Below are 11552 nucleotides of genomic sequence, written 5' to 3' on the forward strand. Positions count from 1 at the left end.
GACGGCCGGTGCCCAGTTCCAGCTCCACGAGCGCGCGGCCGCCGCGCCGGCACAGTGTGCGCACGCGCGTGAGCGCCGGCTTGCCGGAGGCGGAGACGCGCATGCGGCGCGCGTCGTGGCGGTCGCGGCCGATGGGCGCCTCGATCCTGCCGAGGTCCGCGGGCAGCGCACCCTCGACCACGGCCAGGTAGCGCTTGTGCATGGCATGGCCCGCGACCAGGGCGTCCAGCTGCGGCTGGAACTCCGGCGCGAGCGAGAAGAGCGTGACGCCCGTGGTCTCAACGTCGAGCCGCTGGACGGCCTGCGGCGTGGCCGGCACCCCCGCGGCAGCGAGCCGCGCCGCGACCCAGTCCGTGAGCGTGACGGCACCGCCGCCGTCCGAGTGCACCAGGATGCCGGCCGGCTTGTCCACCGCCAGCAGAAACGCGTCCCGGTAGAGCACGCGCGGCTCGGCAACGCCGCGCGGCAGGCGCACCGCGGCCGGCGTCGCGCCCCCGCGCGCGAGCCGCAGCGTCACCATGTCGCCTGCGGCCAGCGCGTCCGTGCGCGCGAGCGGCGCGCCCGCGCGCACGAGCGCCCCCTCGCCAAACACGCGCGCCAGCACGGGCTTTGAGCAGCCCATCGAGCGCAGCAGCCCCTGGGCGTCGCACGGGGCCGCGACCTCCAGGCGGAGCTCACGCGGCGTGCCGCCCGAGCCGTCGCTCGCGCCCAGGCAGCGGGCCACGCGCGCGGGGCCGCGTCCTTCTCCCCCGGCGGCGCTCATGCGCGCAGGCCCCCGGCCGCGACCTTCGCGTCCAGGCCCAGCATCGCGCTCTCGCCCTGCACCAGCTCGTCTGCGAGCAGCTCGTAGAACGCCAGGATCACGCTCCACACGTGGTCGGAGTCGCGCCACGCGGCGGATATGGTGATCGCGGTGTCGTCCCCCAGGCCCACGGCCGTGAGGCCCGCCTCCGGGTGGCGGCTCATGGCGCCCAGGGCCAGCGCCCGCGGCACAAAGCACGCGCCCACGCCGCGCGCCGCCAGCTCGATGAGCGTCTCGGAGTTCTTGGAGAAGACCCTGTTCCACGGCTTGACGCCGGAGCGCTCCAGGATGCGGCGCGCGATGGCGCCCGGCTCGTCCGCCTTGCCGAGCATCATGAACGGGCAGCGCGCGAGCGGCGCGAGGTTGCCGCGCGCGGCCTCGCGACGGGCCTCTGCAACGTCGTCGCACGAGGCGCGCAGCAGGTCCTCGGTCAGGATGAGCACGATCTTCTCGCGGCAGAGGCGGCGCACCACCAGGCCGGGCTCGTCGTCGGGCACCGTGGCCACCGCGAGGTCGACGCGCCCCTCCTTCACGAGGCTGATGAGCTCCTGGTTTTCCGACTCGTGCAGCAGCACGCTGATGCCGGGGTGCTCGCGCTGGAAGCGCGCGAGCGTCGCCGGCATGAGCATGTGCCCGCGCGTGCTGGCGATGCCCACGCCCAAAAGGCCGCGCTCGTCCTTGGCGATGTCGCGAAACTCCTGCCCCATGGTGCGACGCATCGCCTGGAAGCGCCGGGCGTAGCCCAGGAAGACCTCGCCCGCGTACGTAAGCGTGAGCGGCACCTTGCGGTTGACCAGGCGCACGCCCAGCTCGCGCTCCACGCCGGCGATGTGCGCGGACAGCGTCTGCTGCGTCACGGCGAGCCGCTCGGCCGCCTTGGTGAAGCTCTTCTCCTCCGCCAGCGCCACGAAGTAGTCCATGGTCGAGAAGTTCATGCGCTGCCTCCCGGGACGGGCCCATATCACCAAAATATCTTGTTTCTGATACCGATAATAACAGTTGGACTACTGATTCCCAAGACCCTACCCTATCGAGTCGGAAAGTAAGGGAATGCCTGTCGGGGGACGGGTACGAGGTTCTGGGAGCAAACATGGTCGAGGCCGGGGTTCTTCTCACATTCGCCGCGGTGCTGGTGGCGGGCATCGTCCTGAACGTACAGCTGCTGCCGCTTCTGGTGTTTGGCATGCTGCTGTTTGCGGGCTACGGCATCTGGCGCGGCTTTGGCGTGCGCGACGTCTCGCGCATGGCGGCCACCGGCCTCAAGAGCGTGGGCACCGTCCTCACGCTGTTCGTGCTCATCGGCGCGCTCACGGCAAGCTGGCGCGCGGCCGGCACCATCCCTGCCATCACCTGCTGGTCCGCCAACCTGGTGAGCCCGCGCAACCTCGTGATCGTGAGTTTCCTGCTCACGGCTGGCATGTCCATGCTCACGGGCAGCTCCTACGCCGCGTCCGCCACGGTGGGCGTCATCTGCATGACCATCGCCACTGCCATGAAGGCCAACGCGGCCATGGTGGGCGGCGCGATCCTCGCGGGCGCCTTCGTGGGAGACCGCTGCTCCCCCATCTCGTCCTCCGCCGCGCTCGTGGCGAGCGTCACCAAGACGCAGCTCTTCGACAACGTGCGCCGCATGGTGCGCACCGGCGCCGTGCCCTTTGCGCTGTGCTGCCTGATCTACCTGCTGGCCGGCGGCGTCGCCGGTGGCTCCGGCATGGCGCCCTCGTTCGCGGGCTCGTTCGCGTACTCGTTCAACCTCGGCCTCATCGTGGCGCTCCCCACCATCGTGATCCTCGTGCTGGCGCTCCTCAAGGTGAGCGTCAAGAAGACCATGGTCGCGAGCCTGGCGACCGCACTTCTCATCTGCGTCTTCGTGCAGCACGTGCCTGTGGCGGAGCTCCCCGCGATCCTCGTGATGGGTTACCACTGCAAGAACCTCGCCATCGCGCGCATGGTCAACGGCGGCGGCATCGCGTCCATGCTCGACATCGCGCTCATCGTGGCCACCGCGTCCACGTACTCCGGCATCTTCGAGGGCACCGGCCTGCTCCTCGGCCTGCGCGACTACGTCAACAACCTGGCGCAGCACTCCACGCCGTTCGTGAGCGTGCTGCTCACGAGCATCGCCACGTGCACCATCGCCTGCGACCAGGTCGTCGCCCTCATGCTGACCGCGCAGCTTTGCAAGGACACGGAGCACGACGGCTCCGCGCTCGCCCTCGACCTCGAGAACAGCGCCGCCATCATCCCCGCGCTCATCCCCTGGTCGACCTCGTGCGTGGGCATCATCGCCTTCGTGGGCATGCCCATGGCGAGCATCGCGTGGAACTGCCTGTCCTACCTCATCCCCCTGTGGACGCTCGTCATCTCCATGTACCAGCACGCGCACCAGGGCTTCACGGACACCGGCTACGCGCACCTGCTGGGCCTCGACCGCAGGGACGACGTCAGGCGCTTCCGCAACGAGGGCCAGCGCCGCGGCCTCGCAGCCTAGTGCCCCTGCCCGGTCCCGCCGCCGCGAGGCCGGGCAACTTCCTCCTAAGACAGGGCGCCCGCCACGGAATGACCGTGCGCGGGCGCCCTGCTTGTCATTACTTGGGCGAGAAGAACGGCTCCCCTACTTGAGCCTCTGTCCGCACTCGCCGCAGAAGCGGTCGTTCGGGCCGACGGGCGAGCCGCAGTTGGGGCAGAAGCGCACGACATGCTCCTGCTGGGCCGACTCGGAATCATCCTCCGCAGGCCTCTCCAGCACCGTGGTGGGAGCGGCCTCCTCGGCATCGGGCTCGTTGGTAGCCTCTGGCTCCGTCCCCGCGTCAACGCGGGCCTCTGCCTCCGGCTCCACGACGGGCTCCACCTGCGAGGCGGGGGCAGCTGGTGCCTCTTCCGGGGCAGCTGGAGCGGGCTCAGGCTCCGACGTGGGCGCTGGCGCGACCGGGACAGCGGCAGCGGCAGCGGAAGCCGGTGCAGTGGGCGGCACGGGCGCGCCGTCAAAGCCCATGCCCTCGACGGGCATGCCCGCGTCCCTCTCGCCCTTGAGGCCACGCAGGTCGCGCTTGATGTCGGAGGTGTTGCGCGCGATCACGATGTTCAGGATCAGGAACTCGTTCACGACGCGGCACAGCAGCTCGAGAAGGATGCACGCGATCGCCATGGCCACCAGGGTGCCCAGGAACGCGCCGACACCGAAGCTGATGGAGCTCAGCACCACGGCCAGGCAGCCGAACGCAATCATGAGCGAGTTGAAGAGGTACAGCGCCTTGAGGATCTTGTCGATGAGCAGGACGTCGAAGCGCAGGAACGGACCCCAGGAGCGCTTGTCGGAGAAGCTCAGGTGCATGTCGCTCTTGTCCGAGATGAAGCGCTTGTAGCCCATGACGGTGAGCACGATCGCCGCAATGAACGCGATGAGCATGAGCACGCCGAGCGCGCCACCGAAGTTGGCCCACGAGGTCAGCGGGTTGCTGTAAGAGTCGTATCCGTATCCGTACAACATGGGTCCTCCTTTGGAACTCTCCTATTGTCAGGCCCTATGCCAGACGAGCCTTCACCTCGTCGGCAAGGCTCGCGAGCGGCACCTGCACCTGCTCGTGCGTGCCCATGTCGCGCAGCGTGGCGACGCCCGCGGCCACCTCGTCGGAGCCGAGCACGACGCACAGGCGCGCGTTGTGCTTGTCGGCCTGCTTGAACTGGCTCTTGAGCGAGCGGCCCTGGTAGTCTGCCTCGGTGCGCACGCCCGCCTGGCGAAGCGCCAGCGTCGCACGGAAGGCGGCGTCGCGCTCGTCGGCACCGGTGCACGCGACGTAGACGCAGCCCGGCTCCTCGCCGTCCATGCTCACGCCGAGCGACTTGAGGGCAAGGTACATGCGCTCGAAGCCCACGGCGAAGCCGATGCCCGGGGTGGGCTTGCCGCCCTCGAGCTCCATCAGGCCGTCGTAGCGACCGCCGCCGCCGATGGCGCCGACGCCCGCACCCTCGCACTCGACCTCGAAGACCGTGCGCGTGTAGTAGTCGAGGCCACGGACGAGCGTCGGGTCCTCGACGTAGCTCACGCCCGCCTCGTCCAGGTACTGCTTGACCTTGGCATAGTGCTCGGCACAGGCGTCGCACAGGTTGTCCTTGGCGAGGGGCGCCCCTGCCATGACCTCGCGGCAGTGGTCGTTCTTGCAGTCGAAGCTGCGCAGCGGGTTGATCTCCGCGCGCTCCAGGCAGTCCTCGCACATCTCGTCCTTGTGGGCGAGGATGAAGTCGCGGACCTTCTCGCGGTAGGCGGGACGGCACTCGGCGTCACCCATCGAGTTGATGCGCAGCGTGAGCTGCTTGGGGTCGAAGCCCATACGCTTGTAGAACTCCATCAGCATGATGATGCACTCGGCATCGGCAGCGGGATCGGGGGCGCCCAGCCACTCGACGCCCACCTGGTGGAACTGCCTCAGACGACCCTTCTGCGGGCGCTCGCCGCGGAACATCGCCTCGCCGTACCACAGCTTGACGGGCGCGCCGCCCTGCGGAACGAAGTTGTTCTCCACCGCGGCGCGCACGACGCCGGCCGTGCCCTCGGGGCGCATGGCCATGCGCTGCTTGGCCTTGAGGCCGCTCTCCGTACCGGCGTCAAGCAGGCGCTCCATGAGCGCGCCGGAGAACACGCGGAACATCTCCTTGCGGACGACGTCCGTCGACTCGCCGATGCCGTGGACGAAGGTGTCCACCTGCTCGATCGCGGGCGTCTCTATCATGTCGAACCCGTAGGCGCCAAACAGCTCGCGCGCGACGTCCTGCATGTGCTGCCATGCGCGCATGTATCCGCCGTACAGGTCTTCCGTACCCTGAATCCTCTGTGCCACAGTGGGCCTCCTTCCGCGCCTTCAGCGCGACCAGGGCCGTGGCCACAAACACCGCGCGGCGCACGGTGCCTTCCACGGCCGACGGGTATGAAGTATACGCCGACGTCGACGCTCTACCCCGCTACAGTGCGACGGCAGACGCATCGCACACCCAAACCCTTACGCGCTACTGCCCGTTTCGAACGTCCCGCAGGTACTCCGCGCACGTCATGCTGCGCACCCGGGAGGCCCGCGAGCCTAGCGCAGGGCCTCGCGCTCGTAGTCGCTCATAGGGACGAGCCAGCCGTGCTCGCCGAGGGCGCGCTCGATGTCGTCCAGCGCCTCCTCGCTGTCGGCCCGCACGTGGTGGAAGTGGTAGCCGCTCGTGATGTTGCTCAGGAGCGAGGACCGGCTGTTGCGCAGGTCGTCCAGGAAGCGCTCCACGTCGCGGCGACTCGATACGCCCAGGTGGGCGCTCATCTGGCCGTACGTTCGGTGGTTGATCATCGTGTCCTCGATGGTGCCGCCCAGGTCCACTATGAGGTACATCTCGTCGGCCACCTCGTCGTCGCGGTGGCGCACCTTGAGCAGGCGGCAGGGCCGGGCGTCGCGCGCGAGGGCGTAGCCGCGGCTCGTGGAGACTACGGCCGTGCCGTCCGCGCGCAGCAGCGCCACGTCCTGCACGATGACCTGGCGGCTCACGCCCAGCTCGCGGGCGAGCGCCGCGCCCGAGACGGGCGCCTGCGCCGCCTCCAGCAGCTCCACTATGCGCGCGCGGCGCTCCTTGCCCGTCATGCTAGCGTCCCTCCACCGTGAGGTGCTTGAGCGAGAGGTCCAGGATCGGCGCGGAGTGCGTGAGCGCGCCAGAGCTCACGTAGTCGACGCCCAGGTCGGCCAGGGTGGCGGCCTTGGCGGCGTCCACGTTGCCGGACACCTCGACCTCGGCCCTGCCGGCTATGACGCCCATGGCCTCGCGCATGCTCTCGTGGTCCATGTTGTCGAGCATGATGATGTCCGCACCCGCGTCCACGGCCTCGCGCACCTGGTCGAGTGTCTCCACCTCGACCTCGATCTTGCGCACGAAGGGCGCATGCTCGCGCGCGGCCTCGATGGCCTGGCGCACGCCACCGGCCGCGTCGATGTGGTTGTCCTTCAGGAGCACGCCGTCCGAGAGGTTGTAGCGGTGGTTTCCGCCGCCGCCCACGCGCACGGCCTCCTTCTCGAACACGCGCATGTTGGGGCAGGTCTTTCGCGTGTCCACGAGCTTGGTGCGGGTCCCCTTGAACAGCGCGGCCATCCGTCGGGTCAGCGTCGCGATGCCGCTCATGCGCTGCAGGTAGTTGAGCGCGACCCTCTCGCCCGAAAGCAGGGCGCGCACGTGTGCGCGCACGCATCCCAGGTCCTGGCCGGCCGTCACGTCGTCACCCTCGGCAACCGCGAGCTCGGCCTTGGCAGTGGGGTCAAGCAGCTGGAACGTGCGCTCGAACACGTCGAGCCCGCAGATCACGCCGTCCTCCTTGGCGATAAGGCGCACGCTTCCCGTGGCCTCGGGCCCTATGACCGACGCGGTGGTGACGTCCTCGCTCGTGACGTCCTCGCGGAGCGCCATGAGGATGAGCGGCTCCGCCTGGAGCCTTAGGCTGACTGGGTCCATCCGTGCCTCCTCCTAACGATGTCCCGCGCGGCCAGGCGCGAGAAGACCAGGCTCTCCAACAGGGAGTTGCTGGCCAGCCGGTTCTTGCCGTGCACGCCGTTGCAGCTGGTCTCGCCCGCGGCGTAGAGGTGCGCCATCCCCGTCATGGAGTTCTGGTCCACGTGGATGCCGCCCATGAGGTAGTGCTGCGCGGGCACCACCGGGATCGGCTCCCTGGTGATATCGTAGCCCTCCTCCAGGCAGCGCTCGTAGATGTGGCTGAAGTGCTCGCGGCACACCTCGTCAGGCACGTTCGCGAAAGACAGCCACACGTGCTTGGTGCCGTCCTTCTCCATCTGGCGCCTGATGGCCGCGGAGACCACGTCGCGCGGCTGGAGCTCGTCCGTGAAGCGGTTGCCGTTCTTATCGAGAAGGACGGCCCCCTCGCCCCTGCACGCCTCGGAGATGAGGAACGAGCGGCCGGGCTTGGTGCTGTAGAGCGTGGTCGGGTGGATCTGCACGTAGTCCATGTGCTCGAGCGCCACGCCGTGCTCCTCGCAGATGCGGCAGCCGTCGCCCGTGAGGCAGGGGTAGTTGGTGGAGTGCTCGTACAGGCCGCCCACGCCGCCCGTCGCGAGCACCGTGTCGCGTGCGCGCAGCTCGAGCGCCCTGCCGTCGCGGTCGTGCGCGTGCACGCCCACGCAGGCGCCGTCCTCAACCAGGATGTCGTCCATCGTGGTGTACTCGCAGATCCGCACGTTGCGCAGCTCGCGCACGCGGGCCAGCAGCTTGGTGGTGATCTCCTTGCCGGTCACGTCCGCGTGGTGCACGATGCGGTTGCGGCTGTGCGCGCCCTCGCGCGTGTAGTCCAGGTCGCCGTCGGGCGTGCGGTCAAACTCCACGCCCATGCGGATGAGGTCGTTAATGATCTCGCGGCTCGACCAGATCATGGTGTCCACGCTCTGGGGCCGGCACTCGTTGTGGCCGGCGCGCATCGTGTCGTCAAACCAGTAGTCGTAGTCGTCGTGGTCGCGCATGACGCAGATGCCGCCCTGCGCGAGCATGGAGTCGCAGCTGGCCACGTCCTCCTTTGAGAGCATGACGATCCGCAGGTGGCGCGGCAGGTTGAGCGCCGCGTACAGGCCGGCCACGCCGCAGCCCACGATGGCGACGTCGCAGTCGAGGCCCCGGTCCTGCCGGGTGGCCGCGTTCTTCTCGCCCGTCGCGACCTGGGCGGTTGCCTGCGCGCTCATCGGGCAGCCAGCTCGAGCATGCGCTCGAGCGGGGCCATGGCCCTCTCCGCGTCGCTGGGGAGCGCGACCTCGCCGAGGTTGCCCTCGAGCGCGGCCAGCACCTTCTCGGGCCCGACCATCGCCATGTTGGGGCAGATGGGCGGCGTCGCCGGGAAGTAGACGCGCTTGCCCTGGCCGGCCGTTACCTTTGCGATCTCTGCGGCCACGCCCACCACCGTGAGCACGATGAACTCGCGCGCGTCGGATGCCGCGATGTGCTCGATTATCTGCTTGGTGGAGCCGATGTAGTCCGCCTCGCGCAGGACCTCCTGCGAGCACTCGGGGTGCGCGCAGACCTCGGCCTCCGGGTGCTCCAGCTCCAGGCGCTCGACCTCCTGCGGGATGATGCGCTGGTGCGTGGGGCAGTAGCCGCGGTTGAGGATGACGTTCTTCTGCGGCAGCTGCTCGGCCACGTAGCGGCCGAGGTTCATGTCCGGGATGAAGAGGATGTTGCGCTGCGGCAGCTCGGAAATGACTTTGACGGCGTTTGACGAGGTCACGCACACGTCCGACCAGGTCTTGATCTCAGCGGTCGAGTTGATGTAGCACGCCACGGCGAGGTCGTCGCCGTACTGCGCACGGACCTTATCCACGTCGGCCTTGCGCACCATGTACGCCATGGGGCAGTGCGCGCGCGGCTCCGGGTTGAGCACCGTGCGCGCCGGGTTGAGCAGCTTGACGCTCTCTGCCATGAACGAGACGCCCGCGAGCACGATCGTCTTGCAGTCGAGCGTGCGCGCGAGCCGCGCGAGGTAGAACGAGTCGCCCACGTAGTCCGCGAGCGCCTGCGTCTCCGCGGGCACGTAGTAGTGCGCGAGCACGACGGCGCCCTTCTGGCCCTTGAGCTCCTCCACCCGCCGCGCGATGCGGTCCAGCTCCTCGCGCGAGAGGTCCGAGCCCCGCCCGCTCTTGAAGCGACGCGTCGCCTCGCGCAGGCTCGCCTCCTCCTCGGGAGTCCTGACGTAGTCCTCCACCAAACTTCCCTTCCAACGATGCGCCCCTCTGGCGCTCACTGGGTCGGCAGTATGACACCTGACAAGACACATGACAAGTCAGCTGTCTTGTCAGTAACACGGATGAGAAGAACGGGCGGACATGTGCAGCGATTCGTGTGCAAGTGAAGGGCCATGACGTGCATGTGATGGGCGGGACTCGCACCGGCAGGCACAGACTGGCGCCGCGACTTGCCCACCTTCGGGGCAATTCGGTACATTGTCCACCGCCGACGCGGGTAGTAGAGTCGGGCGAGAAGGACGGCGGCCTTGGGAGGAAGCATGGCAGAGGCGAGCGCGAACGGCGCGGGCAGCACGGCTGGCGGCAGGGGCATCGTGGGCGACGTGCTGCAGAGGGCGGCGGCGCGCAGGATGGCCTCGCTCGTGAAGGCGGCCTTCGAGGAGCCGGAGCGCCGCACGCCCGAGGAGTCTCGCGCGTACGGCAGGGGGCTGCGCGCGGACTTCCCGCCCGAGTCCCAGGCGGTCTGGCCACCCAAAGGCGCCGGCCGTCCCGACCCGCTCGACCTGCTGCAGAGCCAGGCCCCCAGCCGCGTGGCAGAACTTCTCCCCATCCGCTACGTCCGCATGGCGGCGAGCCCGTTTGCGTTCTACCGCGGGTGCGCGCTGCCCATGGCGAGCGACCTCTCGCTCACGCCCACCACGCCCATCCGCGTGCAGGCCTCTGGCGACGCGCACATCGCTAACTTCGGCATCTTCGCCACGCCGGAGCGGCAGCTCGTGTTCGACCTCAACGACTTTGACGAGACCACGCGCGGCCCCTGGGAGTGGGACCTCAAGCGGCTGGCCGCGTCCGTGGAGGTCTGCGCGCGCGACCTGGGGCTCTCCGCCTCCAAGGCCAGGCACGCCGTACGCGCCTGCGTGGGCACGTACCACCAGTCCATGACTGGCTTCGCGCAGATGGGAAACCTCGAGGTGTGGTACGCGCAGGCCGACGCCCGCCACATCGAGGCGCTGGTCAGCCAGGTGGGCAACAAGTCGGACCGTAAGGCGCTCAAGAAGACCATCAGCAAGGCGGAGCGCAAGAACAACGCCCGTGCGGTCGAGAAGTTCACGGAGGTCGTGGACGGCAGGCTCCGCATCGTGAGCGACCCGCCCATCATCGTGCCCGTTCGGGACATCGCCGCAAAGGCCACGGCGCAGGACGACGCCGCGAGCCGCATCGGACAGAGGCTCGCGCACGACGCGGGCGTCGCCCCGGAGGACGCGACGGCACGGCTCATCAGGCTCGTGCTGCGCGGCTACCGCGACTCGCTCCCCGCAAGCCGCCGCATGCTGCTCGACGCGTACACGGGGGTCGACGTGGCGCGCAAGGTCGTGGGCGTGGGGTCCGTGGGACTCCGCGCGTGGATCTGCGTGTTCGAGGGCGCAAGCGAGGACGACCCGCTGGTGCTGCAGGTAAAGGAGGCCGTGCCCTCCGTGCTCGAGCGCTACGTGGGAAGGAGCGGCTACGCCGAGCAGGGCAGGCGCGTGGTCGAGGGGCAGCGCGCCATCCAGGTCGCCTCCGACCCGCTGCTGGGCTGGACGCGCCTTCCCGGAGAGGACGGCCGCGCGCACGACTACTACGTGCGCCAGCTCTGGGACGGCAAGGGCGCGCCGGACCTCACCAAGATCGACGCGCACCAGCTCACGCACCTTGCGGCGCTGTGCGGCTGGACGCTGGCACGCGCCCACGCCCGCACGGGCGACCGCTTTGCCATCGCCTCCTACCTGGGCGAGAACGATGCCTACGACGAGGCGTTCTGCACGTTCGCCCACGCGTACGCGAATCAGAACGAGAAGGACTACCAGGCGTTCCTGGACGCGCGTCGGAACGGCCGCTTCTGCTGAGGTAGCACGCTAACCACCTGCGGCCCGCGCCGCGACGGAAAGCGGGAGCCGAGGCCCACGGCCCCGGCTCCCGTCCGGATGCTACCTATGGCTCGCTGTCAGCGGCGCTGCCCGCGGCTACTCCACGTCGATCTTGTGGACCCAGCCAAACTGGTCGGGGATCTCGCC

General features: G+C 69.2%; 10 protein-coding genes. 2 read left to right on the plus strand and 8 right to left on the minus strand.

Annotated elements, in window-relative coordinates:
* Positions 1–763 (minus strand): RluA family pseudouridine synthase (locus tag ACI38Z_RS06280; protein ID WP_439789343.1); only part of this gene is annotated, 763 nt, incomplete at its 3' end.
* Positions 760–1737 carry a LysR family transcriptional regulator gene (locus ACI38Z_RS06285; protein ID WP_439789344.1) on the minus strand — a complete coding sequence of 326 codons (978 nt, stop codon included), beginning with the start codon at positions 1735–1737 and terminating at the stop codon, positions 760–762. The genes ACI38Z_RS06280 and ACI38Z_RS06285, both read right to left, overlap by 4 nt.
* A 155-nt stretch (positions 1738–1892) precedes the next feature.
* Here ACI38Z_RS06285 and ACI38Z_RS06290 point away from each other — a divergent pair, with 155 nt between their 5' ends.
* Positions 1893–3293 (plus strand): Na+/H+ antiporter NhaC family protein, encoded by a 1401-nt coding sequence (locus tag ACI38Z_RS06290; RefSeq protein WP_439789345.1) that lies wholly within the window; start codon positions 1893–1895, stop codon positions 3291–3293.
* A gap of 123 nt (positions 3294–3416) precedes the next feature.
* Here the strand turns inward: ACI38Z_RS06290 and ACI38Z_RS06295 are convergent, their stop codons facing one another.
* The 6 genes from ACI38Z_RS06295 to nadA all read right to left on the minus strand — a co-directional run bounded on the left by ACI38Z_RS06295 (position 3417) and on the right by nadA (position 9518).
* Positions 3417–4292: a DUF4282 domain-containing protein gene (locus ACI38Z_RS06295; RefSeq protein WP_439789346.1), complete on the minus strand. Its 876-nt coding sequence runs from the start codon at positions 4290–4292 to the stop codon at positions 3417–3419.
* 34 nt (positions 4293–4326) lie between these two features.
* A complete protein-coding gene (gene hisS / locus ACI38Z_RS06300; RefSeq protein WP_439789347.1) occupies positions 4327–5640 on the minus strand; it encodes a histidine--tRNA ligase in 1314 nt (437 codons plus the stop codon).
* A gap of 237 nt (positions 5641–5877) precedes the next feature.
* Complete coding sequence (locus tag ACI38Z_RS06305) at positions 5878–6414, minus strand: transcription repressor NadR (protein ID WP_439789348.1); 537 nt, start codon at positions 6412–6414, stop codon at positions 5878–5880.
* A gap of 1 nt (position 6415) precedes the next feature.
* Positions 6416–7273, minus strand: coding sequence for a carboxylating nicotinate-nucleotide diphosphorylase (gene nadC / locus ACI38Z_RS06310; protein ID WP_439789349.1), 858 nt, complete (start codon positions 7271–7273; stop codon positions 6416–6418).
* Positions 7255–8505 carry an L-aspartate oxidase gene (locus tag ACI38Z_RS06315; RefSeq protein ID WP_439789350.1) on the minus strand — a complete coding sequence of 417 codons (1251 nt, stop codon included), beginning with the start codon at positions 8503–8505 and terminating at the stop codon, positions 7255–7257. The genes nadC and ACI38Z_RS06315 overlap by 19 nt, the downstream gene beginning before the upstream one ends.
* Entirely contained in the window at positions 8502–9518 is a 1017-nt protein-coding gene (nadA, locus tag ACI38Z_RS06320) for a quinolinate synthase NadA (RefSeq protein ID WP_439789351.1), read from the minus strand. The genes ACI38Z_RS06315 and nadA overlap by 4 nt, the downstream gene beginning before the upstream one ends.
* A gap of 300 nt (positions 9519–9818) precedes the next feature.
* Between nadA and ACI38Z_RS06325 the strand changes: the two genes are divergently transcribed.
* Complete coding sequence (locus ACI38Z_RS06325; RefSeq protein ID WP_439789352.1) at positions 9819–11384, plus strand: DUF2252 domain-containing protein; 1566 nt, start codon at positions 9819–9821, stop codon at positions 11382–11384.
* Positions 11385–11552 lie beyond the last annotated feature (168 nt).

It is taken from the genome of Parafannyhessea sp. (assembly GCF_051876455.1).
GTDB lineage: Bacteria > Actinomycetota > Coriobacteriia > Coriobacteriales > Atopobiaceae > Parafannyhessea.

What these genes read in the sequence shown, in the direction of transcription:
- ACI38Z_RS06305 (WP_439789348.1), bottom strand. Translation starts at nt 6,414, where the DNA reads ATGACGGGCAAGGAGCGCCGCGCGCGCATAGTGGAGCTGCTGGAGGCG.
- ACI38Z_RS06295 (WP_439789346.1), bottom strand. Translation starts at nt 4,292, where the DNA reads ATGTTGTACGGATACGGATACGACTCTTACAGCAACCCGCTGACCTCG.
- ACI38Z_RS06285 (WP_439789344.1), bottom strand. Translation starts at nt 1,737, where the DNA reads ATGAACTTCTCGACCATGGACTACTTCGTGGCGCTGGCGGAGGAGAAG.
- nadC (WP_439789349.1), bottom strand. Translation starts at nt 7,273, where the DNA reads ATGGACCCAGTCAGCCTAAGGCTCCAGGCGGAGCCGCTCATCCTCATG.
- ACI38Z_RS06325 (WP_439789352.1), top strand. Translation starts at nt 9,819, where the DNA reads ATGGCAGAGGCGAGCGCGAACGGCGCGGGCAGCACGGCTGGCGGCAGG.
- ACI38Z_RS06290 (WP_439789345.1), top strand. Translation starts at nt 1,893, where the DNA reads ATGGTCGAGGCCGGGGTTCTTCTCACATTCGCCGCGGTGCTGGTGGCG.
- ACI38Z_RS06315 (WP_439789350.1), bottom strand. Translation starts at nt 8,505, where the DNA reads ATGAGCGCGCAGGCAACCGCCCAGGTCGCGACGGGCGAGAAGAACGCG.